General features: G+C 39.6%; 21 protein-coding genes and 1 tRNA gene. 7 read left to right on the top strand and 15 right to left on the bottom strand.

The genetic code is table 11. The annotated features are described in order from the left end of the window. Positions 1-95: 95 nt before the first annotated feature. Both BM266_RS09885 and BM266_RS09880 read left to right on the top strand, forming a co-directional pair. On the top strand, positions 96-1319 hold the full coding sequence (locus tag BM266_RS09885; RefSeq protein WP_093409002.1) for a metallophosphoesterase: 1224 nt from the start codon (positions 96-98) through the stop codon (positions 1317-1319). A 59-nt stretch (positions 1320-1378) separates the two neighbouring features. Beyond that, the gene (locus BM266_RS09880) at positions 1379-1675 is read left to right on the top strand and encodes a thioredoxin family protein (protein ID WP_093409001.1); all 297 of its coding nucleotides are present in this window, start codon (positions 1379-1381) and stop codon (positions 1673-1675) included. Here BM266_RS09880 and BM266_RS09875 read toward each other — a convergent pair. Together BM266_RS09875 and BM266_RS09870 are read right to left on the bottom strand one after the other, a co-directional pair. Further along, positions 1672-2388: a polysaccharide deacetylase family protein gene (locus tag BM266_RS09875; protein ID WP_245760418.1), complete on the bottom strand. Its 717-nt coding sequence runs from the start codon at positions 2386-2388 to the stop codon at positions 1672-1674. The genes BM266_RS09880 and BM266_RS09875 overlap by 4 nt on opposite strands. 10 nt (positions 2389-2398) lie before the next feature. Then, positions 2399-5686, bottom strand: a complete 3288-nt coding sequence (locus BM266_RS09870) for a protein O-mannosyl-transferase family (RefSeq protein WP_093408996.1) — start codon at positions 5684-5686, stop codon at positions 2399-2401. Positions 5687-5910: 224 nt separating this feature from the next. On the opposite strand from BM266_RS09870, the gene BM266_RS09865 reads away from it, so the two are divergent. The 4 genes from BM266_RS09865 (at position 5911) to BM266_RS09850 (ending at position 9413) form a co-directional block, all read left to right on the top strand. Then, positions 5911-5983, top strand: a tRNA-Gln gene (locus tag BM266_RS09865). A gap of 253 nt (positions 5984-6236) precedes the next feature. Then, positions 6237-7469, top strand: coding sequence for a PAS domain-containing sensor histidine kinase (locus BM266_RS09860; protein WP_093408993.1), 1233 nt, complete (start codon positions 6237-6239; stop codon positions 7467-7469). A 52-nt stretch (positions 7470-7521) separates the two neighbouring features. Beyond that, positions 7522-8562 (top strand): response regulator, encoded by a 1041-nt coding sequence (locus BM266_RS09855; RefSeq protein WP_093408991.1) that lies wholly within the window; start codon positions 7522-7524, stop codon positions 8560-8562. 86 nt (positions 8563-8648) lie between these two features. Next, positions 8649-9413 (top strand): universal stress protein, encoded by a 765-nt coding sequence (locus BM266_RS09850; protein ID WP_093408988.1) that lies wholly within the window; start codon positions 8649-8651, stop codon positions 9411-9413. Between the two features lie 92 nt (positions 9414-9505). Here BM266_RS09850 and BM266_RS09845 read toward each other — a convergent pair whose 3' ends face one another. The 7 genes from BM266_RS09845 to BM266_RS09815 all read right to left on the bottom strand — a co-directional run bounded on the left by BM266_RS09845 (position 9506) and on the right by BM266_RS09815 (position 15342). After that, entirely contained in the window at positions 9506-9889 is a 384-nt protein-coding gene (locus BM266_RS09845; protein ID WP_093408985.1) for a group III truncated hemoglobin, read from the bottom strand. A 3-nt stretch (positions 9890-9892) separates the two neighbouring features. Beyond that, positions 9893-10174 carry a hypothetical protein gene (locus BM266_RS09840; protein ID WP_093408983.1) on the bottom strand — a complete coding sequence of 94 codons (282 nt, stop codon included), beginning with the start codon at positions 10172-10174 and terminating at the stop codon, positions 9893-9895. 135 nt (positions 10175-10309) lie between these two features. Beyond that, positions 10310-11587 (bottom strand): acetyl-CoA hydrolase/transferase family protein, encoded by a 1278-nt coding sequence (locus BM266_RS09835; RefSeq protein ID WP_093408980.1) that lies wholly within the window; start codon positions 11585-11587, stop codon positions 10310-10312. Positions 11588-11591: 4 nt separating this feature from the next. Then, positions 11592-12170 carry a YceI family protein gene (locus tag BM266_RS09830; RefSeq protein WP_093408978.1) on the bottom strand — a complete coding sequence of 193 codons (579 nt, stop codon included), beginning with the start codon at positions 12168-12170 and terminating at the stop codon, positions 11592-11594. 127 nt (positions 12171-12297) lie between these two features. Next, complete coding sequence (locus BM266_RS09825) at positions 12298-13569, bottom strand: hypothetical protein (protein WP_093408975.1); 1272 nt, start codon at positions 13567-13569, stop codon at positions 12298-12300. A 34-nt stretch (positions 13570-13603) separates the two neighbouring features. Then, positions 13604-14176: a YceI family protein gene (locus BM266_RS09820; RefSeq protein WP_093408973.1), complete on the bottom strand. Its 573-nt coding sequence runs from the start codon at positions 14174-14176 to the stop codon at positions 13604-13606. Between the two features lie 287 nt (positions 14177-14463). Beyond that, the gene (locus BM266_RS09815; protein WP_093408970.1) at positions 14464-15342 is read right to left on the bottom strand and encodes a cell division protein FtsX; all 879 of its coding nucleotides are present in this window, start codon (positions 15340-15342) and stop codon (positions 14464-14466) included. 172 nt (positions 15343-15514) lie between these two features. Here BM266_RS09815 and BM266_RS09810 point away from each other — a divergent pair, with 172 nt between their 5' ends. Next, the gene (locus tag BM266_RS09810; protein WP_093408968.1) at positions 15515-16441 is read left to right on the top strand and encodes a ketopantoate reductase family protein; all 927 of its coding nucleotides are present in this window, start codon (positions 15515-15517) and stop codon (positions 16439-16441) included. Here BM266_RS09810 and BM266_RS09805 read toward each other — a convergent pair whose 3' ends face one another. The 6 genes from BM266_RS09805 to BM266_RS09780 all read right to left on the bottom strand — a co-directional run bounded on the left by BM266_RS09805 (position 16442) and on the right by BM266_RS09780 (position 24330). Then, positions 16442-18853, bottom strand: a complete 2412-nt coding sequence (locus tag BM266_RS09805) for a glycoside hydrolase family 31 protein (protein WP_093408965.1) — start codon at positions 18851-18853, stop codon at positions 16442-16444. It abuts the gene before it with no gap. Positions 18854-19002: 149 nt separating this feature from the next. Continuing rightward, positions 19003-20913: a 1,4-alpha-glucan branching protein GlgB gene (glgB, locus tag BM266_RS09800; protein ID WP_093408963.1), complete on the bottom strand. Its 1911-nt coding sequence runs from the start codon at positions 20911-20913 to the stop codon at positions 19003-19005. A gap of 1 nt (position 20914) precedes the next feature. Then, positions 20915-22183, bottom strand: a complete 1269-nt coding sequence (locus BM266_RS09795) for a glucose-1-phosphate adenylyltransferase (RefSeq protein ID WP_093408961.1) — start codon at positions 22181-22183, stop codon at positions 20915-20917. A gap of 2 nt (positions 22184-22185) precedes the next feature. Then, positions 22186-23595: a glycogen synthase gene (locus BM266_RS09790; RefSeq protein WP_093408959.1), complete on the bottom strand. Its 1410-nt coding sequence runs from the start codon at positions 23593-23595 to the stop codon at positions 22186-22188. Between the two features lie 283 nt (positions 23596-23878). After that, positions 23879-24109: a type II toxin-antitoxin system RelE/ParE family toxin gene (locus tag BM266_RS17590; protein ID WP_139220619.1), complete on the bottom strand. Its 231-nt coding sequence runs from the start codon at positions 24107-24109 to the stop codon at positions 23879-23881. After that, positions 24109-24330 (bottom strand): hypothetical protein, encoded by a 222-nt coding sequence (locus BM266_RS09780; protein ID WP_093408956.1) that lies wholly within the window; start codon positions 24328-24330, stop codon positions 24109-24111. The genes BM266_RS17590 and BM266_RS09780 overlap by 1 nt, the downstream gene beginning before the upstream one ends. Between the last annotated feature and the right edge of the window lie 45 nt (positions 24331-24375).

The raw sequence follows: 24375 nt of genomic DNA, 5'->3' as shown, positions 1-24375 counted from the left end.
TAATTATTACGACTTATACAGGAGTTAAAACTTCTGTAACGAAGCTTTTAAAGCAGGATGTTAAAAGTATATTTGCAAAAAAAATTGAAATCTCAATGCGCTGGCTCATTTTTATAGTTTTCTACCTTATTATTGATATTTATGCCTTTCAGGTACTCCGGAATTTCACTCGTAGCAACTGGGCTCTTGGAATTTATGTTCTAATCTCTGTAGTGGTGGTAGGGAATTTTATCTACCAGTGGATGCAACCAACAGAGGGAACGGTACTTTCTATCGGGCGTGGGTATGCCTTCGGATTCCTTCTTGCTGTAATGCTTGCAAAACTATTAATGAGTCTCTTCATGTTAGGGGAAGATATATTTAGACTGGGAGCGGGAACATTAAGTAACTTTTCTTCTGAAGAAGGATTTAATATGCCTTCCCGCCGAAAATTTATCGGACAGTTGGCATTAGGGATCGCCGCTATTCCCCTGGCTTCGGTTTTGTATGGGATGTACCAGGGAAGATATAACTTCAGGGTTTTGCGGTATACGCTTTATTTTGAAGATCTTCCCGATGCCTTTGATGGATATAAAATCAGCCAGATAAGCGATGTTCATAGCGGTAGTTTCGATAATAAAAACAAGATAAAATACGGAGTAGACCTTTTAAACGAACAGGAGAGTGATCTCATCTTATTCACCGGAGACCTTGTGAATAATGAAGCTGCCGAAATGGATTCCTGGAAAGAAATGTTCTCCTCCATTAAAGCAAAAGACGGGGTTTATTCGGTGTTGGGGAATCACGATTACGGCGATTATAAAAACTGGTCTTCAGCAGAAGAGAAGTTAGAAAACCTGAATAAGCTAAAAAACACCCACGCTGAAATGGGTTGGAATCTCCTCCTCAATGAACACCGCTTTATTGAAAAAGACAATCAACGTATAGCCTTGGTTGGCGTAGAAAACTGGGGGATAGGTGGTTTTAAAAAAGCAGGTGATCTTGATGCTGCAGCAGATGGACTTTTGGCTAAAGACTTTAAAGTGTTGTTAAGTCACGATCCTTCCCATTGGCAGGAGATGGTGAAAAATGACGAAAAGAACTATCATTTAACTCTAAGCGGCCATACCCACGGGATGCAGTTTGGGATTGAGATTCCAGGCTGGTTCCGCTGGAGCCCGGTGCAGTATCGCTATAAAAACTGGGCGGGTATATACGAAGAATTTGGCAGATATATTAATGTAAACCGGGGCTTTGGATATCTTGCATTTCCCGGCCGTGTTGGTATCTGGCCGGAAATAAGCGTTATCGAGCTTAAAAAAGGCAGTAAGCCCGCTTAATAAGAAGAATTTGCTATATTTGATTAAGCCGATGCAGTACTAACTAAAAATTAAAGCTGATGTCTAAATTTGGTGAATTAGTAGATCTTAAAGTCCCTGTTTTACTGGATTTTTATACTGAAGGTAACACCGTATCGGTTTCGATGAATCCCGTTTTAAGAGATGTGGCAGCGGCCCTTGGAGATAAGGCTAAGGTTATTAAAATTGATATTGATAAAAATGCCCAGTTAGCCGAAGCCCTTCGGGTAAAAGCACTCCCAACTTTAATGATCTATAAGCAGGGGGAGATGAAGTGGCGTCAAAGTGGAGAACAGGATGCCCCAACTCTTATTGGCCTGCTTAAAGAATACGTTTAAAGGCTTTTGAACTCGTAGCCTTTGTCAGAAAAATATTTCAGGACCTTTGGTAAAGCGTATTTTAGGTTTTTTAAAGCTTTTTCGCTGTCGTGAAAAACTATAATACTCCCTTCCTTAGCATTTTTAATCACATTCTTATGGCAGGTTTCCTTTTTGATATCACTATCAAAATCCCAGCTGATCACATCCCACATTACTATTTTAAAACCTTGTTCTGTGAGTTTCCTGGCCTGAGAATTCTTTATCTTTCCAAAAGGCGGCCTGAATAGTTTCGGTTGTGGGTTTTCAGGGTATTCTTTATTGAGAAGTTCTTCGGTTATAAGCACATCTTTTATGTATTCTGAAGTTGAGGTTTTCCAGCCATTTAAATGATGAAAACTGTGATTTCCGATTTGGTGTCCTTCCGAAACCACCTGTTGGAAGACCTCAGGATGTTTCTCGATGTTTTCACCTATACAGAAAAAAGTGGCTTTAGCATTATATTTTCTTAATTGTTCAAGAACCCAGGGGGTGATCCCGGGGATAGGGCCATCATCAAAAGTGAGATAAATGCTTTTTGGCGCTTTTATACGGGAAGGCCTTTTAGGATAAAACCATCTTAGGATCGAAGGATATTTTACCAGAAACCTGTTCATATTAAAATGGGAAGAGCCTGCCTGAAAATGCTGAATTATCCCACCAAAAAAGAGGGGTAAGGTAAAATCTTCAGACAAGCTTTTTGATTTATTCAGTAGTATCTATTTGTACATCCTGGTTTTCCGGGCTTAACTCCTGCAATGCATCCTCTTCCAGGGGAACGTCTTCCGGCTCCATTTCTTCTTCATCCCCATAGAAATGCCTGAACATTCTAAGGTGTTCGTTAAATTCATCGGCTTTCTCCTGTATAATCTCTTCATCCTGATTTCTCACCAGGATGTCAACCAGGCTTCGGTAGCGCTCCATATCAGAAATTATTTCATCAGCGTAGCGGTACTGCCTGTCTACTCCCCAGGTGCTGTACCATTTCAGGTTTTCCTGGTATTTTGTGGCCACCTGTTCCCATATTTCACGGGCTCTCTCGGGCTCGCCTACTTTGTAGTAGCCATCAATATAAGGTTCTACCAGACTGTAATACCCGTAATATTCTACCGGAGTATGTTCCATAGCCAGATCAAGGATTTCTTTGGCCCGGGTGGTGTCTCCTTCATTTAGGAGGTTTTCTACTAGACGAGCAAGGTTGCTTCGGTAAGTGATAGAATTCTTACGTGTTTCCGGGTCGTGGTATATGTCTTCACTGCCCATATTTCCCCAATCCCAGCTTTTAACAATATCATACATTTTTTCGGTATTCACCTTGCCCATATCATAAGGGTTTTGGGGGTCTATTGGCGTTTTTATGGGTACGAGTTTGTAGGCGATCCCTTCAAGCTGAAGATGATCTTTCATCCATAGATAATCGTCATCGCCATAGCTTCCGCCGGTAAAATAAATAGGACGTTCCCAATTATTATTGGCAACGATGTCCAGCATCATCAATCGGTTTTTATAGAGGATCTGACTGTCTATTTGCAGATCGATATGATCTACAATCTGGTCGGCAAATTCTTCTCTAACAATCCCATTTTCCAGAACTGTTTTTTTGTCTACAGGAATGCGAACGTTTTTAGTAGGGAAAGTATTTACAAACTGCCCGCTTTGCAGTTCTGCTTTCGTGCGGGAATCATCATTTTGTATATAATTCAAAAAAGTTTTTAATGGTAGTGTATCCTGAGTGATCTCTCTAAAGAACACCGCATCATTTTTTCCGGTATAATCCTCGGCTTCAAATTGCGAAGGGATAGGATCACTATCAAAAGCCTTTCGCTTCATCTGGTCGATATACCAATCGGTAGCAAACAGACTTGTGTTTACAACTCGAACATCGGTTCTGTAGCGTTCAATTTGCTGAACATACCATAAAGCAAAAGTATCGTTATCTCCAATGGTGAAAATTATTCCGTTTTCATCTACTGAATCCAGGTACATTTTAGCCATGCTAAGAGTTGTATCCCTTCCGCTGCGGTCGTGATCATCCCAGTTTTCAGAGGCTAATATAACCGGTACGGCAAGCAAAGAAACTATTATTACCGCCGGAGCTACGATCTTTGGCTTAAGGAATTTTTTAGCCCAATCGAACAAGGCATATACTCCAATTCCTATCCAGATGGCAAAAACATAGAATGACCCTACCAGAGCGTAATCGCGTTCTCTGGGTTCAAAAGGACGTTCGTTGAGGTAAATTTTCAGGGCTATTCCAGTAAAAAGGAAAAATACCAGCAATACCCAGAAATTGTTTTTATCACGTTTGAAGTGAAATACCAACCCGATGAGGCCTAGGATAAATGGTAAAAAGTAATAAGTGTTACGGGCTTTATTGTTTTTTACATCTGAAGGTAGATTTTCCTGCGGACCAAGTCGCATTTCGTCTATAAAATTGATTCCGCTTAGCCAGTTGCCATGCAAATCGTCATATTTTCCCTGAATATCATCCTGACGGCCTACAAAATTCCACATAAAATATCTCCAGTACATATATCCTATCTGGTATTCCAGCAAATAGGCAATGTTGGAAGCAAACGAAGGTTTTTCTACGTTAATATACTCTCCAAACTGCTGTAAAAACCTATGGTAATCGGTGTTATCCAGGTTACCCCGGGAGTATTCATTTTTGAATTCCTGTATAGCCTGCATGAGCTGCTCTTGTCCCTGGTATTCTCTCTTTACCGTGAAATCCAAGGGGCCGGTAAACTCCATATAATTGGCAGCGTGTTCACTGCTCCACATTCTGGGAAGAAAAGCTTTATGGCTGTCGTCCAGGTTTTGGCGGGCATTTTTATAATCGTTTACAATAACATATTCGCCTTTTTCCTCATCCTTCTCATAATGTGGCTTGCCATCTTTATATGGATTGTCGGGGTCTAAACCACTATATATTTCTGAAAACTGAGGGCCATAGAAGAGATGGGTTTCCCCATATTGCTCCCGGTTATAATAGGCCAGTAATTCGCGGGCGTTATCCGGACTGTTCTCATTGATTACCGTTGGAGCATTTGATCTTATAGGAAGCATAACCCAGCTGGAGAAACCTATTAAGATGAACAGAATGCATAAAAAGAGCGTGTTTAGCTGAAAATATTTCTTTTTGCGGGTATAATTTATTCCGTAGTAAAAGGCGACTACTATTAATATAAAGGCTACTATGGTTCCTGTGTTAAAAGGTAAACCAAGAGAATTGGTGAAAAATATTTCTGAAACACCAAAAAATGTAAGGGTGTAGGGGAGTAATAACTTAAAAATAAACATTAGCACAGCCACTACCACGATATTGGCGATAATAAAATTTTTAACTGTAACCTTTTTGTAGTTCTTGAAGAAATATAAAAATCCGATCGCAGGGATGGTAAGTAAGCCCAGGAAATGCACACCAAAGGAAAGACCAATCACTAAAGAGATAAGGATGAGCCAGCGGTTTCCACGAGGTTTAAACATATCGCGCTCCCAAAGTAATCCAAGGTAGAAGAGTAGGGCCATGATACAGGCGGCCATGGCATAAACTTCAGCTTCTACGGCGCTAAACCAGAAGCTGTCGGTGAATGTGAAGGCCAGTGATCCAACAGCGGCACTTCCTAGCACGGCGATCTTTTTCGCTGTACTTAATTTTTCGGCTGGTCCGGCGATTTTCAGTACCAGTATACTTATGGACCAGAACATAAACAGCACTGCGAAGGCACTGGCGGTCCCAGACATAAAATTCACCATAAGAGCGACCTTGGTCTCATCGGTGGCAAACATAGAGAAGAAAGCTCCCGTCATCTGGTAAAATGGCGCCCCGGGAGGGTGTCCTACCTCCAGGTTAGCTGAGGTGGCTATATATTCTCCGGCATCCCAAAAGCTGGCGGTTGGTTCTAAGGTTAAGGTGTAAGTAGTAAGTGCGATTAAAAATACCAGCCATCCCAGTATTTTGTTCCACTTTTTAAAGCTGAAATCCCTCATTATGGTATTTTAGTTTAATCCTGAGTGGCGAATTTAGTAATAAAATTGTGAACCCTTCAACGGGAGTATCTAAATGCCCTTTATTTTTAATAAGCCTGTAAATGTGAGCACTAAAATCAGGTTTTACTGCCGCCAAAATCAGTATTAAAAATACTCTTCGAATTTATTGTAAAAAGTTTGTGTAAATAAAAGTTTGTTTTAAATTTGCATCCGCATTTAAGCATTGGCCTATGGTGTAACTGGCAACACGTCTGGTTTTGGTCCAGAAGAGTCTAGGTTCGAGCCCTAGTAGGCCAACGGAATGTAAAACCGAATTCTGAAAAGAGTTCGGTTTTTTGTTTTTCCAAGGATTTTTTGGGGCGAGAAGTTTATCCTGAGCGCAGCTCGATGAAAGAGGGCGTAGTCGAAGGGAGCCCTGGTAACCCAACAAAAATGTATAAACCTGGTTGGTAAAACGGTTCGGTTTTTAATGTTCAAAATAATTCCCTTCTTCATCCCTACTTTAGTAAATGCTTTGTAATTTAGTTTCTGCAAATTTTAAACAGCAATTGTGGACAGAGAATTTTTTAAGGAAAATCATAGTGTTTTTAATACCCTCTTCGAAGCGGCCTCAGAAGGGGTTCTCGTCGTCGACAGTAGTCAAATTATAGTAACGGTAAACCTGGCTGCCCTACAAATGTTTGGGTATGAACGTGGAGAGTTGGTAGGCCAGCATCTTAATATCCTTATCCCGCCGAATTATAAACCAAATCATTCTAAGCATTTTAAGGATTTTTTAGCCCATAGCGAGAAACGCCAAATGGGTCACGGACGGGAATTATTCGGAATAAAGAAAGATGGAAGCCAGTTTCCGGTAGAAGCCGGACTGAATCCCTTCCGGGTTGATGGGGAAGATTTTGTAATGTCCCTTATTGTAGATATCACCGTCCGCAAGGAAAATCAACAACGTATCAGGGAGTTGAATGCAGAACTTGAAGACAAAATTAAAGTTCGGACCAAAGAGCTCCGGGAAACCGTAGAAAATCTTGAAAAGGAGATCAGCAAAAGGAAAGAGGCGGAGAAGAGAATAAAACTCGCCCTTAAACAGGAAAAGGAACTTAACGAACTTAAAACAAAATTTCTATCCCTGGTTTCCCACGAATTTAAAACTCCGCTCAGTGGGATACTTACTTCTGCCACCCTTGCCGAGAAATATGTTACGGGAGAACAACAGGAAAAACGGGAAAAGCATCTTCGCACTATAAAAGATAAAGTGCATTACCTGAATAATATCCTGAATGATTTCCTTTCCCTGGAACGACTGGAATCGGGGAATGTGAATTACAAATACAGTAGCTTTAGTCTGAATAAAGTTATTAATGATGTGGTTTATAATGCCAATGTGACTCTTAAATACGGGCAGGAGATCGAATATCCCAGGGATCTGGATGAAGTAACCCTGTATCAGGATGAAAAAATACTGGATCTTGTATTGTCCAACTTAATAGGAAACGCAATAAAATACTCTCCTGAAAATTCTACAATCCATTTTAGAATTGAGGATAACGATAATATGGTTATTTTTGAGGTTTCTGATGAAGGTATGGGAATCCCGGAGAAAGATCAAAAGCATATCTTTGAACGCTATTTCAGGGCTGAAAATGCCTTGCTAAATCAGGGAACAGGGATAGGGCTTAATATTGTGAAGGTTCACGTAGAAAATATGGGTGGAAAAATTCATTTTAAAAGTGAAGAAAACAAAGGCTCAACCTTTACAGTGCAATTGCCCAATTACGAACGTTAAAGAGTTTTGTTAAATTTAGAGCCATTTTATATGGTGCTTGAAATTTATTTTGATGAAGAAAATATTGCTTATTGAAGACGATGTTACGGTAAGAGAAAATACCGCCGAAATCCTTGAATTATCAGATTTTGAGGTGGTGACCGCTTCAGATGGAAAGCAGGGAGTAACCAAGGCTAAAAGCGAATTACCCGATATAATTGTCTGCGATATTATGATGCCCGAAATGGATGGCTATGATGTATTAACAGAACTTTCCAAAACTCCTGAAACAAGCGGTATTCCATTTATATTTCTTTCAGCAAAAACAGAACATAAAGACGTGAGGCGAGGGATGGATCTTGGTGCCGATGACTATCTAACCAAACCTTTCGAGGAGACTGATCTCTTAAGCGCTATTGAAAGCCGCCTGGCAAAGGTGGAAATCCTTAAAAGCGATAAAACTGCTCAGGTGCCAAAAGAGCAGCAGCACATCCCTAATCTTACAGCTTTTAGGGAGTTAATGAAAACCGGAGAACAACTAAATTTTAAGGCTGGAGAGAGTGTTTATGAAGAAGGAAAAACCTCGGTTAACTTTTATTTGGTAGACCGTGGGGTAGTAAAAGCTCATAAATTTGATTCCCGTGGAAAGGAAATTATCACACAACTGTACAAAGATGGAGATTTCTTCGGAAGTCTTAGTTTTAATTCCAGTTCCGCATACCGCGAATTTGCCACGGCTATGGAAGACACTACTCTTTATACACTTTCAAGAGACCAGTTGAAAGATATTCTTCACGACAACAGCCGGGTAAGTATGGAACTTCTCGAAGTGATGAATGAAAATCTCTTCGGAATAAAAGAACAACTTATCGATATTGCTTACGCTTCGGTACGTAGAAAAACTGCGAAAACTATTCTGATGTTCGCCCGGGAGATAAAAAAGAACCCTTTGCATAGCATCAGGATTTCCCGTGCCGATCTTGCTGGCGTTGCGGGCATCGCCTCTGAAACACTTATCAGAACTCTTTCCGACTTTAAAAAAGAAGGCCTTATCGAAATTGAAGGTAGAAATGTTAAAATCATTGATGCCGACAAACTCGAAAAAATAGGTTAACCGGCTTTTTTTAGTATAGCTGACTGCCGTCATATTTGGCTGCGGACTTTCTCTATAATTTTACCACAAATTAGAAAAGGAAATCCATGGCCATTAATATTTTAATCTTAACCGATTATTCTGCACATGCTTATAATGCAGCCAAATATGCCCTGAATTTACCCGGTGTTGCTTCGAATTTTTACATTTTACACGCTGGAGATTCAAATAAAGAGGGCCTTAACGCTTGCATCGAAAGACTTCGTAAAGAAGCTACAGCTGACGGCCATAAATTTCATGCAATCCTGAAAAACGACAATTTGATTGATGCCACGCGAAAAGTTGTGGCCGAAAAGGATATTGATCTTATAGTTATGGGCGCGTCGGGCAGAAGCTCCGATCAAATCAAAGGTATTGGGACAAACACTTATAATGTGTTGAGAAAGGTAAAATGTCCCGTCCTTACCGTTACCGAAAACCAGGAATTCAAAGCCTGGGAAAACCTGTTCTTCCCTATCGATTATTCAGTAATGTTGCACGGCGATATGCTGGAGGTTTTTAAAAAGTTGCCCTTGTTGGCCGTCTCGGTTTTCAATGTGTGGGAAATAAACGGAAATAATCAAAACGGAAATCAGTTAGGTGTAATACGCCAGGAACTAAACACCAGATTGAGCCCCAGAGCTGTAAACTTTAATGCCATCGATCCAAATACCCAACTTGGCGGACAATTCTGGAAGGATGCTAAATCTTCTGCAAATCTTGTCGTGCTTATGGCGCGCAACCTGAAGATTTCAGATGAATTGTTATTGCATCCTCCCATACAAAATGGGGCGCAAGCCTCAAGACCGCCAATATTGATCCTTCACGGATAAAAAAGTTTCATTCATTTTAGAATAAAACGAAATTAGCCCCAAAAAACCTGTTCTACAAAGAGCAGGTTTTTTATTTACAATAAGTAAATAATTTAATTCCTGGACTGAAATATCTTCAGGTATAAGTGGGTAGACATTTTACGGGCATTATTTTTAGCACGATTGGCCAGTTCGCCTTCAAAAAGTTCATCTATGGTTTCAAACCACAGGTTAAGCCAAACTCCAAAATGTTCAGAGGATATTTTGTTGTCGTTTTTCCGGTCTACCTTTACGTGTGCCTTCTGTGGGTTTCCGCGGTAAATGCCTTTAAAGAAAAGATTGCTTTCCCAAAAATCTGTAAGCTTCTCCAGGTGCTCTTCCCAATCTGTAATGGTCTCATTAAAAAAATATCCGATTTCAGGATTCTCCCGTACTTTGGAATAAAACCGGGAAATAAGTGTGAAAACATCTTCCCGATTTTGAATGTCGTTCCTCATTGCTTAGATAATATTTATTAGGATAAAGGTTATGGAGACCGCTAAGCTAATCAATAATGTATTAAAGATAATTTTTGGTTTAAACTGTGCAAGAATAACGGCGTTAAAGCCCATACAAACGCTTACTACTGCAAAGAGCTGTAGCATATCTAAAAACCCGTGTCCCTGCATTAAAATAAGCATGGCAGCCACTGAACCCAGGCAACTGGAAGCGATTATTCCAATTGTGGAATAGCCCATAGGCATTTCTTCAAAATCTGCAAGCAGGTTTTTGTAGAGTTTCATTTTAGTGATTTTTTAGATTAGGGGTAAATTTACCCTGCTTGCTGCCGGATACTTATGACTCAAGTCATAAGTAAAAAATCAAAAAGCCTGGGAATTTCAGGTTTCCAGGCTTTTAAGACTAAAATTACAGATTTTCTAATTTTTGAATCTCAAAAAATTTTCCTTTTCCAGGGCTTCCCTGTGATCAGGATGAGCTATAGAAATTAAGGCTTTTGCCCGTTGTTTTAGGTTTTTTCCGTAGAGATTTACTACGCCATATTCGGTGGCGATGTAATGCACGTGAGCCCGGGTAGTGGTTACGCCGGCTCCTTCCTTTAGGTAAGGAACGATCTTGGAAATTCCTTTTGCGGTCACTGAAGGCATTGCGATAATGGGTTTTCCTCCTTCTGAAAGAGAGGCTCCACGAATAAAGTCCATTTGCCCGCCAACTCCCGAGTATTGATATTTTCCGATGGTATCGGCGCAAACCTGTCCGGTAAGATCTATTTCCAGGGCACTGTTTATGGCTGTAACCTTAGGGTTCTGGCGAATTATCGCAGTATCATTGGTATAACCAGCTTCTTTAAAATGAACTATAGGATTATCGTCAATGAAATCGTAAAGCTTTTGAGATCCCAGTGCAAAGCAGGTTACTATTTTCCCGGTTTTGATCTCTTTCATTTCGCCGGTAATTACCCCCGATTCTACCAGTGGCAGGACCCCTTCTGAAAGCATTTCGGTATGTATTCCCAGGCGCTGGTGATTTTTAAGATTGTTTAGGACTACATTGGGAATTCCACCGATTCCCATTTGCAGGGTGGCCCCATCTTCAATAAGTCCTGCAACGTGCTGCCCAATTTGGGTTTCAATTTCGGTGGGTGCTGGAATATTCAATGCAAATATTGGATGATCTACCTCGCAGGCAGCATCGATATTGCTAATGTGAATGTTTCCATCGCCGTGACTTCTCGGTACCTGCGGATTGATTTGTGCAATTACTTTCTTTGCTGTTTGAATGGCCGGAAGAGTTATGTCTACTGAAACTCCCAAAGAACAATATCCGTGTTTATCTGGTGGGGAGACCTGTATGAAAGCCACATCCAGTGGCAAAATATTTTTTCTGAAAAGCAGGTGCATTTCACTAAGAAATATGGGAATATAAGCTCCAATAGAAGAGTTTACAGCCTCTCTCACGTTTCCGGCTACAAAACAGCTGTTGGTGATAAAGGAATCGCTATATGGTTTTTGGGTGTACTTAGCGGCTCCTTCAGTATGAATTTGCAGGATCTCTACATCACTTAATTCCTTATATCTTTCGCTTAAAGCATCTATTAAAGTATTTGGAGTCATTGCAGCTCCCTGAAAAAATACGCGATCGCCCGATTTTACTGTCGAGACAGCTTCAGCCGCAGAGACAATTTTGAGGTTAGTCATATTGTTATGCTTTTATATTGAGTTTGAAATTAATGCTTATTTCTTCCTCGATCACAATAAGTCCAAACATTTTGCTTGGAGCTTCCAGGTCGAAATCTTTGATGTTTAAGGCCAGATTTCCTTCAAAACAGAGTTGATCATCCCCGGTGACTTTTACCGGGAAACGATAATTCTTATTCTTCCCGGCAATCTCAAAATTTAAGGTGACATGGCCATTCTGCTGGCCGTTCATTTCAATTTTCTGGATTTTCAGAATTATTTCCGGGTGCTTCTCGGTCTTTAGCAGTTCCCTGAAATCTTTATTTATTCTTCTGTTTCCACAGTCAAAATTAGTGTTTTCTAAAGGAAGAATACTGTTTCTGAAGTCAAGAATATCTCCTTTAGAAGAGTAATGAACCGTGATGTTCTGTTTATCAAAACATAGGGTGTTGAAATCACATTCAAACTGACTAATATTGGTATTCCCGGAAATACTTAAACTGCTTTCTGGCAGGATTTCTATTTCACGGGTTTCCACATTAGCTTGTGCGAAACCTGCCACACTTAATGTTAGTAGACTTAAAAAAAGTAGGTAGGTTTTCATTTGTTTTCTTTTTGAGCGATTTAAAAAAAATTAATTCTATTTAAATACTGCGAATTCCTTGCCAAAATGATATAAAAAACCCCGGGAAAACCATTTAAAGGTTTAAGCCCGGGGTCACACTCTCAACTTAGAAACTGATTACTGCTTCAATGTTGAATCCGTTGAATTGTGCGTCATCATAGACGGTTCCGGCAGGATAGTCGTTATACTGCTGGTTCACATATTCAATTTTTGCAAGAACGTTTTTGGTCAAGAACCATCCACCACCTACGTTGAAACGGTTGACAGAAACATCATCATTGCTTGCAGTATTGTAACGTGCACCTAGGTAAAAGTCTTCAGTTGCACCAAATCTGTATAGAAGCTCACCTGCAATTTGATTCCAATCATCATTTTCAGTTGATGCATTTTCATAGATTCCAAAGAACTCAAGTCCACCGAATTTTACGAATGGGTTGATCATGAAAGAAGTAAGTTCTTCTCCTTGGGCAGGGTTAATTCTACCAGCTCTGAAATCACCTTCTATTACATTGTAGTATCTTGTTCCTGCACGGTCACCACTGTAAAGGTATTGTGTAGCTCCTCTTGAACCCACAGGTCTGAATCCAGAGTGAAATACAGATCCAGTTAATCTAAATCTGAAATCTTCACTTATTTGCTTGTCATAACCAAATTTGGCAAGGTAAGAAGGATCTCTATCGCTTTTTTTGGAACTTTGGTTAATTGTACTGTTAGTAAAACCTGCCATTGCTAACCAGGGTCCGTTGAAGTAGTATACTTCAGCACCAACTTCTGTAGTAAAGCTATCCATAAGGTAGTTTCCTACGAATGGATTGTAAAGGGCCATTGCGTTGTCAGATCTTCTGAAGTGAGCGTCACCATAGTTGTTCTCCATGTGACCAATTTTAATTCTCCAGTTGTCCATGGCACCGGCCAGGTCTTCGCTGATCCACTCAAGACCATCGATCTGGATGTAACCACCTTTTACATAGGCTTCATTGTGGTGTAAAGAAGAAAGATACGTCCTTAAGTGCATTCTCATACCTGGAGCTAAAAGAACATCAAGGTCAAGGTTGGCGGTAGCAAGGTTGAAATTAGTTCCAAGTTCAGCAAGATCGTCCTCCCCTGAAGAATTTTCCTGGCTTAGTCCCTGTAATTGTATTGTGGAAGCTCCACCCACTCTTACCTGTACCCCGTTAAATTCGGTATCGGTGTCTTTTGGTGCTTCAAAATCATTGATTCCACGTTGGTCTACTTCTCTGAAGTTAGGTATGTCCCTGTCCCAAATAGTTTTGTTTTGTTCCTCTACTTCTACTTCTACTTCTACTTCCTGTGCCTGAGCCTGAAAGCCTACAGCCATTAAGAGCGCGATTCCTGAATATTTGATTAAGTTTTTCATTTTTTTAATTGTTTAAATTGTTTAATTGGATTGATTATTTAGTAAAATTTGTAGTGAATTTAACAGTTACTTCCTCCCCGGTGGTAATGGTTCCGAACATAGCAGTAGGAGGGTCTACTTTGAAATCGGTCATATTTAGAGTTTTTTCTCCAGAAATCTTGATTTTATTCCCGTTAACGTTCATTGTGAAATCAAGTGGGATTTGCTTAGTAGCTCCCGCGATCTTCAATGTTCCAACACCTTTTACTTTATAATTGTTGTTTCCGGCGTCCTGGAAATCTTTAACCTGTTCCAGATTAAACTCTATGTTTTTGTGCTTTTTGGTATTTAAAGCTTTGTAAGTATTCTTGTCCATACCACCTTTTCCGCTTTTCAAACTTTCCGCAGGGATAGTTACCTGTAAACTTTTAAGGCCGGTGATTTTACCGTCTTCAGATTCTAAAACAGCACTACCGGATTTTTGTTCGGCGTCTAATTCCCAGTCGTGAATATTTGATGTTCCTTCAACTTTTATATCGGAAGAGGATTGCATTTTAAAATTCTGACTTTGGGCTGTGCCTACTACAAAAAGAAAAAGTAATAGTGCGATTGATATTGAACTTCTCATGACATTAGGTTTTTAAGTTTGGTACAAAGTTGCAGCAGAAATCCTACAGAATTTATGACGGCAGTCAGATTTTCGCAGATTTGAGTACTGATTTGAGGAAAAATAAGATTTTTTGGAAGGATATCAAAACAACTAAAAAAGACAAAAAATAACCGAAACTGATTTAAAATGCTGAAAATCAATTTATTGAAGGGGTTTCTGCTCTTTGTAAGTGTGTAACAAAAGTATCATTGAATTTGATCTAAAAATTGTATGCATGGGAATTCAAGCTTCAGGAAGCTTTTTTCTTAATAATAAAGCTCGTCTGTCTTTAAATTCAGAAAACGGGAAGTGGCAAAGAAAGTACTAAGCCAGGTTATGAGAATGCCGGTTAGGAATACTCCGATAAACAATGCGGCCAGGATTTTAATATCTCCCGCCAGGTTGAGTTCCGGGAAACTGTTATCCAGATAATAAAGGAATGCGGCCATACCTATTAAGGCCAAAATAGCGCCGATAATCCCTAACTTTACGCTTTGCCAGATAAAAGGGCGTCTAATAAAACCTTTTGTGGCTCCAACCATTTGCATGGTTTTTATAATAAACCTCTTTGAATAGACCGAGAGTCTAATGGAGCTGTTTATAAGCAATACGGCTATAAAAGTGAACACCCCACTGGCGACAAGCACCCAGAAACTAATTTTCTTTACGTTGTCATTTAGAAGGGAAATAAGCGGTTTGTCATATGTTACTTCATCTACAAAGTTTTTTCCGGTAAGTTCTGCAGCGATCTCATCTACCTGTTCTGCCGAAACATAATCGGCGTTCATATATACATCTATAGAATTCTGCAAGGGGTTATAGCCCAAAAACTCCATAAAGTCTTCCCCAATTTCCTTACTGTGGGCCTCTGCGGCATCTTCCTTGGAAACATAAGTAGTGGACTTTGTATAATCTGCCATGGCGAGGCTTTTCTTGAGCTCCTCCATTTCTACTTCTTTAGCTGAATCTTTGAAATAAACGGTTAGGGCGATCTGTTCCTTAAAATGATCGGCTACTTTTTTGGTGTTGAGCACCAGTAATCCCAGCATTCCTAATAAAAACAGTACCAAAGCGATACTTATAACAACTGAAAAATAAGAAGAAATCAACCTGCGTTTCTGGTACTTTTCAAAAGATGTGCTCATAGGGCGACCTGGGTATTTTTTGTAAAAATAAAAAAGTTAAGCGTTCAATTTCTTTAAAACGTTTAAAGTTTGGAAAAATTAGTAAAGAACAAAATTTTCCCACCTGGAAACTGCGAAACCTTAGGTAGGTTCGTCTGGTAATTCTACTTTTATCTTTAAATGCACGAATAATATGAACATTTTAATCTTTGGAATTGGTGGTGTTGGCGGTTATTTTGGCGGAAAACTTGCCCAGGCGGGTTTTGACGTGACCATGATTGCCCGTGGAAAACATCTTGAAGCGATTAATGAAAACGGACTCGAAGTTGAAAGCATCAACGGAGACTTCAAGGTGAAACCCAAACTCGCGACCGATAATTTAGCTGAAGTTTCTACTCCCGATCTCGTAATTTTGGGAGTAAAATCCTGGCAAATTCAGGAAGTAACCAGTAAATTAGAATCTATTATTTCAGCTGAAACTATAGTGTTGCCCCTTCAAAACGGCGCCAATAATGTTGAAAAATTATTGGAAATCCTTCCAAAGAAAAATGTAATTGCGGGGCTTTGCCACATCGTGAGTTTTGTAGAAAACCCGGGAAAAATAAAACACGTTTCATTTGAACCGCGTATTACTTTTGGGGAAATTGATAATTCAAATTCAGAAAGAATTCAACAATTAAAATCGGTGTTTGATAAAGCTGAAATCGCCAATTTTATTCCCGAAAATATTCACCTGGAAATCTGGAAGAAGTTTTTATTCATCGCAACCATAAGTGGCCTTGGCGGATTAACAAGGGTTTCCATAGATAAAATACGGGAGAGCGAATATTTGTATGATTTATTACAAAAAACCGCGCAGGAAATTAAGTTGGTAGCCAATGCTAAGGGAATTCCGTTAGCAGAAGAACATTTGGAAAAAGCTTTTGAGATTATTAAAAATCAGCCATCGGGCACAACGGCTTCCACCCAACGCGATATTATGGCTGGCCGACCTTCAGAACTGGAAAATTTCAACGGATTTATAGTCAAAGAAGCCGAAAAATTAAATATTTCAACACCCGTAAATAAATTGATCTACGAGTGTTTACTGCCTATGGAACGTGAGGCTAGGAATTCATAACTATTCCCCGTTTTCCCCGGATAAATCTAATTCCGTAAAGTTTTCATCTATTATCATAGTGAGGCATCCGTTGATTTGCAAATGCTCCAAAGATTTGGTTTCATTATCCAGCTGAATGGTTTTTATTTCAAACGGTAATCCGTGAATTTGCAATTTTAAATTTTTACAATCGCCGTCAAAAGATCCTTCTTTATGTTGCTGAATAATCAACTGATTTTTCCTGCCGGTAAGTTTAAAACTCCTTAAACAAAAACGTCCCTTGGTGTAATCGTACCCGTCGTGAGCATCTTCAAAGAATTGTGAATCTTCTTTACCTTTTTTGTAATAAACCTCTAGGGTAATTTCTTCTATCTTTTTCTCACCTACGTGCTGTTGCACCGGATATTTCGGGATAATAGCACCTTCTTTAATGAAAACAGGCATACTGTCTATATCGGCATCTACCCACATTTCTTTACCGCCTGCCACTAATTCATCAGTCCAGTAGTTATACCACTTCCCACGTGGCACATACATGCGCCTTCCTCGGGCATTAGGCTCTAAAACCGGACAGGCAAGAATACTATTGCCAAAAATAAATTCATCTATTCTATAATGCGTGTTAACGTCTTCCTGATCATACATTACCAGGGATTTTATTAAAGGCACACCTCTTTCGGTGTAATCCCAGAATGCGGTATACAAATATGGTAGTAGCTGGTAGCGCAATTCAATAAATTTACGCACGATATCGGTAATATCTTCATCAAAAGTCCAGGGTTCCTGATCGCCATGGTCCCCGGAAGAATGCACCCTAAAGAAAGGATGAAAAGTCGCTAACTGAATCCACCTGGCATAAAGTTCGCCGTGGGGTTGTTCAGCAAAACCGCCTATATCACTTCCGGCAAATGAGAAGCCCGACATAGCCAGGCGCTGCACCTGCACATTGGCAATCCAAAGATGTTCCCAATTTGCAACATTATCTCCTGTCCAGGTTGAGGTGTAGCGTTGAGTGCCCGAATACGCCGCTCTTGTAATTACAAAAGGCCTTTTTGGATGAGAGAATTTCTTTACGCCCTGGTAGGTTGCCCTTGCCATTTGCATCCCGTAAATATTGTGGGCTTTTCTGTGGCTGCAGGGATTTCCGTCGTAATCGTGTCTTACATCGTGAGGAAAAGTCTTATTCGGGACCTCCATTACCGCGGGCTCGTTCATATCGTTCCAGATACCTTTTACCCCAATATCTTCAATTAATTCTTTGAATAATCCAGACCACCATTCCCTTACTTCAGGGTTTGTGAAATCGGGAAAATAACATTCGCCGGGCCAAACTTTTCCTTTTATATAAGGGCCATCTGCGCGTTTACAGAAATAATCTTTTTCAAGGCCTTCTTTATAAACCCAGTAATTTTTATCAATTTTAATTCCCGGGTCAATGATAGCCACCGTTTTAAAACCATCTTCTTCAAGTTCCTTAACCATTCGTTTTGGATCGGGAAAATAATCTTTGTTCCAGGTAAAACACCTGAAACCTTCCATATAATCAATATCCAGGTAAATAGCATCGCAAGGAATTTTCAGCTCTCTGAATTTAGCAGTGACCTCTTTTACCTTGCTTTCCGGGTAATAGCTCCATTTGCATTGGTGGAAGCCCAAAGCCCAAAGGGGCGGTAAATCTGGTTTTCCGGTAAGATCGGTGTAGTATTCCACTACATCGGTCATTTTAGGGCCATAGATGAAGTAATAATTCATCTCGCCCCCCTGCGCCCAGAAGCTGGTTACAAAACGTCGTTCCTGTGCAAAATCGAAATAAGACCTGAAGGTGTTGTCGAAGAAAATTCCGTAGGCTTTCTTATTGTGAAGCCCGGTATAAAAAGGAATAGTTTTATAAATAGGATCGGTGTCTTTTCCGTAGGCATAAGAATCGGTTACCCAATTTTCAAAGCGTTTCCCCTTAAGGTTTAAATGCCCCGGTTTATCACCAAGTCCAAAATAACTTTCCCCATCGTGCGAAACTTTGCTCATTTTTACGATATCACCACCAAACTCGTAGCTTTCTTCCCAATGGAAACCCAGCTCATCCTCGTTGATCAATGTTCCGTCTGCGCGATCATATATCTTTATTTTTAAACCCTTTTTGGAAACTTCACAGATAATTTTGGTAGTGGTAATGCTGTAACAATCTTCCTTTTCTTCTATATCCAATTGGTTGTAACCAATGCTCGCGTGTTTAGTGATCGCATATGAAAAATCATTGGCAAACCTACCGGTAGTAGAATATCTAAAACGCAGCAAGCCATCCCTGAGTATCGTGATTTGCAATGCCACATCATTTTCTGTAGCAAAATCAAGCCGATCAACATCTTTGCTGAAGGAAATTATCCTGGAAGGAAATGCATTTCCTTTTTGTTCTAACTCGGTATTAGTGATCATAATTTAAAATATTACTGGGCGGTAAAAGAACTGAATAGTTCTGATATATAAGTTGCGGTTCACAAAATATTTATAAGCGTTTATTAACTATAACGATATTAGGCTTTCAAGCCAATTTGAAACCTGCTATCATTCTATGGAGTATTTTACTAATTTGAATATTTAAAAGCAAGCATCGCCAAAGGCGGAATATCTATTACTGCTGAATTTTTTCTGGAATGCCAGGTCTTTGCGGTGGTAGTTTTAGAATTGTTCTGATAATCACCTGTTCCGAAGAATTTCTTGTTGTCGCTGTTGAAAACCTCTTTGATTTCTCCCGATTCTGGCAGTCCGATTCGGTAATTTTCCCTCGGAATTGGGGTTAGATTACACACAATAATCAAATTGTCTTTTGGCTGACTTCCTTTTCTGATAAATGTTATCACCGAATTCTCGGCGTCGCTGTAATCAATCCACTCGAAACCTTCGGGCATAAATTGTTTTTCATACAAAGCGGGCTCCGATTTATAGAATTCATTTAAAGCTTTTATCACTTCCTGAATTCCTTTATGGGATTCATATTCCAATAAATGCCAGTCCAAACTTTCCTGAAAATCCCATTCTTCACTTTGCCCAAATTCACAACCCTGAAACAATAATTTTGTTCCCGGATGAGTAAACATATAGGCATAAAGCAAGCGTAAATTAGCAAAACGCTGCCATTCGTCTCCCGGCATTCTTCCTAAAATAGAATGTTTGCCGTAAACCACTTCATCGTGAGATAGCGGAAGCATAAAATTTTCGGTAAAAGCGTAGGTGAGGGAAAAGGTGATGTCGTTTTGGTGATGTTTTCGATATACAGGTTCTTTTGCAAAATACTGAAGCGTATCGTGCATCCAGCCCATCATCCATTTCATTCCAAAACCGAGTCCACCTAAAAACACCGGTTTTGAAACGCCGCTGTAAGCGGTAGATTCTTCAGCAATAGTTTGTACGTCGGGAAATGAAGCATAAACTTCTTTGTTGAGTTCTTCCAGAAATGAAATAGCCTCCAGGTTTTTATTTCCGCCAAATTCGTTAGGTTCCCATTCGCCCTCTTCCCGGGAATAATCAAGGTAAAGAATGGAAGCCACGGCATCTACCCGAATTCCATCAATGTGAAATTGTTCTAACCAATATAAAGCATTGCTGATCAAAAACGCCCTTACCTCGTTTCGGTTATAATTAAAAATCAAACTTTTCCAATCGGGATGATAGCCTCTTTTGGGGTCTGGATGTTCGTAAAGGTGTGTACCGTCAAAATATCCAAGTCCATGACTGTCTTCCGGAAAGTGTGAAGGTACCCAATCCAGGATCACCCCAATATCATTTTCGTGGAGTTTATCTACCAGAAATTTGAATTCATCAGGATAGCCAAATCGCGAGGTGGGTGCGAAATATCCGGTGATTTGGTATCCCCAACTTGGGTCATATGGATATTCCATAATGGGCATTAACTCTACGTGAGTAAAGCCCATTTCTTTTACATAGGAAACCAATTCTGTGGCGAGTTCCCGGTAAGAAAGGGACCGGTTTTCTTCAATTTTTCTCTTCCAGGAAGATAAATGCACTTCATAAACGGAAAAAGGAGCGTTTAAAGAATTATGTTTTTTCCGCTTTTTCAGCCAGGATTTATCCTTCCATTGATAATCGTCTTCCCAAACAACAGAAGCCGTATTTGGGGGGTGTTCGCAGCGCCTGGCATAAGGATCGGCTTTTTCGGTAATAATCTCATTATGATTGCTGTGGATTTTATACTTATATAAATTCCCTTTTTCAACATTCGGAATAAAACCTTCCCAAATTCCGCTGCCGTCCCAACGCACATTCAGTTGATATTCACCGTCTTTCCAGAAATTAAAATCGCCAATCACCGAAACCTGTTTGGCGCCGGGGGCCCAAACCGCAAAATAAGTTCCTTTAACCTTATTGAGCGTGAGTGGGTGGGAACCAAATTTCTCGTATAAGCGAAAATGTTTCCCCGACTTAAATAAGTTAATATCAAATTCAGAAAATAAACTATGCGTTATAACTTTTGTCATATTATCCTATGGTTGTTCCGGGTGGAAGAATCGCTTCTTTCTTAAGCACTACAATTCCTTCTTTAATTACGTAAGCATCTGTTTCTGCATCTTCTAAATGGGGGCCGCCATTGATAGTCGTGTTATCTCCAATTCTGCAATTTTTATCGATGATAGCATTTTTAATCGTGCAATTTTCTCCTATACCAGTGAGAATTTCAATTTTATTTCCTTCCATTTCTTCTAAAGATTCATAAAAATCGCTTCCCATCATGTAACAATTTTTTATAACCGAACCTCTGCCAATCCTGGACCGGATGCCTATTACCGAAGACTCAATTTCATTGGCGTGGATTATACAACCTTCAGCAATAACAGCTTTTTTCAATGTCGTCCCTGAAATTTTTGAAGTTGGGAGAATCCTTGCCCGGGTGAAAACCCTGTTTTCCATATCGTAAAGGTTAAACTTCGGAATGTCTTCCGTTAACCCGATGTTTGCTTCAAAAAAGGATTCAATATTTCCGATATCTGTCCAGTAACCTTCGAACTGGTAGCTGCACACTTTTTTGTTCCCTATGGCCTGCGGAATTATTTCTTTACCAAAATCTATAGTGTTGGGATCGTCCATTAGTTTTTCCAACAATTTCCGGTTAAAAACATAAATCCCCATAGAACCTAAATATGATCGACCTTCGGCTTCCATTTCAGGGCCGGTTGGTGAAGTCCAGTCTGGTAAAAGTTCAGATTTTGGTTTTTCTATAAACGAAGTAATATTATTATCGTTATCGGTTTTCATTATTCCGAAGCTCGGGGCATCTTTTGCATTAACGGGAACGGTACCTATGGTAATATCGGCACTTGTATCAATATGTTGCTGGACCATTTTATTGTAATCCATATGGTATAACTGATCTCCTGAAAGAATAAGGAAATAATCAAATTTATGTTTCTTAAAATGATGCATTCCCTGCCTAACCGCATCGGCGGTACCCTGGTACCAGGTTTTGTTATTTGGGGTTTGCTCTGCCGCCAAAACATCTACAAAAGCCGAACTAAAAAAGCTGAAATGATAAGTATTTTTAATGTGCTTGTTTAACGACGCAGAATTAAACTGCGTTAACACATACATCCTTTTTAGGTTTGCATTAATGCAGTTGGAGATTGGAATATCTACAAGGCGATATTTCCCCGCAATAGGGACTGCTGGTTTAGATCTGCTTTCTGTTAATGGGTGGAGCCTTGTGCCCTGACCGCCCCCAAGAATAACTGATAATACTTTGTCATTTAACATATTTAGCCGCTTTTTATAGAGTTATACAAATCGATATACTGTTGAGCCGAAACATCCCAGGAATGATCAATGCCCATAATATGCTTTCTGGTTTTTTTAAATTCAGGTTGGTCCTTATAAAATTCAATGGCCCTGTTTAAAGTTTGAAGAATATCTCCTTCTGAAGCTTCCGTGTGAGAAAATCCGAAGCCGCCATCTTTAACATCCACAACGGTGTCTTTTAAGCCTCCAATGCTTCGCACCACGGGGATTGTACCATAACGAAGGGAATATAATTGATTGAGCCCGCAGGGTTCTACCCGGGACGGCATTAAAAGAAAATCGGCGCCGGCATAGATGAGGTGAGAAAGTTTTTCATCGTAACCAATAAAAGCATTGTAAACGCCTTTATGTTTATTCCTCAGGCTTTCTAATTCGCTTTCCACTTCTGGATTACCCGATCCTAAAATAAGGATGCTGCAATCCTTTTTTGAAAGGACTTTATCTATGACTTCCGGTAAAAGATCGGCTCCTTTTTCATAAACCAGTCTCCCAATAAAAGCGAATAATGGTTTCGAAGCTGAAAAGCCAAATTCCTTGCACAGCCATTTTTTGTTGGCTGTTTTTCCGGTTTGAATATTTTTAGCCGAATAATTTTTTATGATGAATTCATCGGTTTCTGGATTCCATACTTCGGCGTCAATTCCGTTTAGGATTCCAACACATTTTTCCTTTTCATGGCTCAGCAAACTTTCCAAACCATTTGCAGCTTGTTGCAATTCCTCTATATAACTCGGGGAAACCGTAGTTACCCGCCAGGCGCATTTTATTCCCGCTGCTAAAGGATTTATCATACCATCCCAGTCAAGCAAACCAATATGCTTAATATCAAAAGCCGGGAGATAATGTACTTTATCATGCGAAAACCAGCCCTGGTATTGGGCGTTGTGAATAGTCAGGATTACCGGAATTCCATTAAGCGGTTTATGTTTTACACATTCCTGCGCCATAAACGGAATTAATCCTGTGTGATGGTCGTGGCAATGAATTATGGAAGGTTTTTCTTTCAAGGTGAGTAACCAATCCATTACCGCGATCTGAAAAGCCGTAAAGCGCGCGGTATCATCATCTGAATAAATATAATCCTTAAATAAAAATTCCGGAATATCCACAAACAGGACTTCAATATCTAAAACATCTTCTTTTAATTTTAGGATCTTATAAGGATAAATGTCTTCACCCAGAACCAATTCCGACTCGTAAACACTTTTGAATTTGTGAGCAGCGGTGAATTTATTATCATAAAAAGGCATTACCACCCTGGCGTTGGCTCCGGCCTCCTGCTGGTATTTTGGCAAAGAACCCACAACATCACCCAGACCTCCAACTTTTGCGATTGGGTAACATTCGGCGCTTACGTGTATCACGTTCATATTAAAATCTTTGAAAGATTATTGAGTTAGTCAGGTTTTTTTGATGACTATAAGGTTGTTGTATTGTAAAAATTCAAAATAATAAACCTTGTTAACACCATTTCCCTATAAATCTACTGAAATAATAGGATAAGCTACATTAAGGAAGTCTTAAATCTCATTTGATTTCTATAGGAATAGAACCTGAATTAGAAAGGATTAAGCCTACCTCTGCAAATCTTTATATAACCTATTGGGGTGTTGCCGGGTATCGAACAATGTGACAATCTTAATTTCAGAGGAATTATACCGATAAAATATAATAGTTTGTTTTGTGCTTACGGCGCGATGTAATCCAGGTTTTGCATCGGATTTTGGAAAATATTTCAGGATAGATTCTTATGATCTCAAGATTGTGGTCTAATTTTTTAATAAATTCCTTTTTTATCCTTTCAGACCAGTTTTCACCCAAATAATCAATTAGCTCATTAAGCTTCTTCTCAGCAGTTTTGGTGATAACTACCTTTCGGGACATTATCTGTGCTTTTTAATGAATTTTTTATAAGAAGTTGTTTCCTCTCGGGCTATTTCGTTATCAGCCGCTTCAATTTCAGCTTTTTCTTCAGGTGAAAGCTTCTCCCAGAAATCTGTTGGCTCTTTTTTGCTCAAAATCTCACGAATAGATTTAATAATATCAGGATCATTAGTCTCCATTAGTAATTGAGCAAGGCTTATTTTTTCTTCCTGGATATTCATTAAAGTAATTTTAGAAGTATACTAAGATAATAAATTCGCTCTATT

It is taken from the genome of Salegentibacter flavus (assembly GCF_900115145.1).
GTDB classification, from domain to species: domain Bacteria; phylum Bacteroidota; class Bacteroidia; order Flavobacteriales; family Flavobacteriaceae; genus Salegentibacter; species Salegentibacter flavus.
Note: the sequence above shows the minus strand (reverse complement) of the source record. Positions and strands in the feature narration are given on the sequence as shown.

Excerpts from the sequence above, each read along its gene's own strand:
- BM266_RS09815 (WP_093408970.1), bottom strand. The coding sequence starts at position 15,342 with ATGAGCACATCTTTTGAAAAGTACCAGAAACGCAGGTTGATTTCTTCT.
- BM266_RS09820 (WP_093408973.1), bottom strand. The coding sequence starts at position 14,176 with ATGAGAAGTTCAATATCAATCGCACTATTACTTTTTCTTTTTGTAGTA.
- BM266_RS09780 (WP_093408956.1), bottom strand. The coding sequence starts at position 24,330 with ATGAATATCCAGGAAGAAAAAATAAGCCTTGCTCAATTACTAATGGAG.
- BM266_RS17590 (WP_139220619.1), bottom strand. The coding sequence starts at position 24,109 with ATGTCCCGAAAGGTAGTTATCACCAAAACTGCTGAGAAGAAGCTTAAT.
- BM266_RS09790 (WP_093408959.1), bottom strand. The coding sequence starts at position 23,595 with ATGAACGTGATACACGTAAGCGCCGAATGTTACCCAATCGCAAAAGTT.
- BM266_RS09880 (WP_093409001.1), top strand. The coding sequence starts at position 1,379 with ATGTCTAAATTTGGTGAATTAGTAGATCTTAAAGTCCCTGTTTTACTG.
- BM266_RS09805 (WP_093408965.1), bottom strand. The coding sequence starts at position 18,853 with ATGATCACTAATACCGAGTTAGAACAAAAAGGAAATGCATTTCCTTCC.
- BM266_RS09870 (WP_093408996.1), bottom strand. The coding sequence starts at position 5,686 with ATGAGGGATTTCAGCTTTAAAAAGTGGAACAAAATACTGGGATGGCTG.
- BM266_RS09850 (WP_093408988.1), top strand. The coding sequence starts at position 8,649 with ATGGCCATTAATATTTTAATCTTAACCGATTATTCTGCACATGCTTAT.
- BM266_RS09810 (WP_093408968.1), top strand. The coding sequence starts at position 15,515 with ATGAACATTTTAATCTTTGGAATTGGTGGTGTTGGCGGTTATTTTGGC.
- BM266_RS09825 (WP_093408975.1), bottom strand. The coding sequence starts at position 13,569 with ATGAAAAACTTAATCAAATATTCAGGAATCGCGCTCTTAATGGCTGTA.
- BM266_RS09830 (WP_093408978.1), bottom strand. The coding sequence starts at position 12,170 with ATGAAAACCTACCTACTTTTTTTAAGTCTACTAACATTAAGTGTGGCA.
- BM266_RS09795 (WP_093408961.1), bottom strand. The coding sequence starts at position 22,183 with ATGTTAAATGACAAAGTATTATCAGTTATTCTTGGGGGCGGTCAGGGC.
- BM266_RS09835 (WP_093408980.1), bottom strand. The coding sequence starts at position 11,587 with ATGACTAACCTCAAAATTGTCTCTGCGGCTGAAGCTGTCTCGACAGTA.
- BM266_RS09840 (WP_093408983.1), bottom strand. The coding sequence starts at position 10,174 with ATGAAACTCTACAAAAACCTGCTTGCAGATTTTGAAGAAATGCCTATG.
- BM266_RS09855 (WP_093408991.1), top strand. The coding sequence starts at position 7,522 with ATGAAGAAAATATTGCTTATTGAAGACGATGTTACGGTAAGAGAAAAT.
- BM266_RS09845 (WP_093408985.1), bottom strand. The coding sequence starts at position 9,889 with ATGAGGAACGACATTCAAAATCGGGAAGATGTTTTCACACTTATTTCC.
- glgB (WP_093408963.1), bottom strand. The coding sequence starts at position 20,913 with ATGACAAAAGTTATAACGCATAGTTTATTTTCTGAATTTGATATTAAC.
- BM266_RS09885 (WP_093409002.1), top strand. The coding sequence starts at position 96 with ATGCGCTGGCTCATTTTTATAGTTTTCTACCTTATTATTGATATTTAT.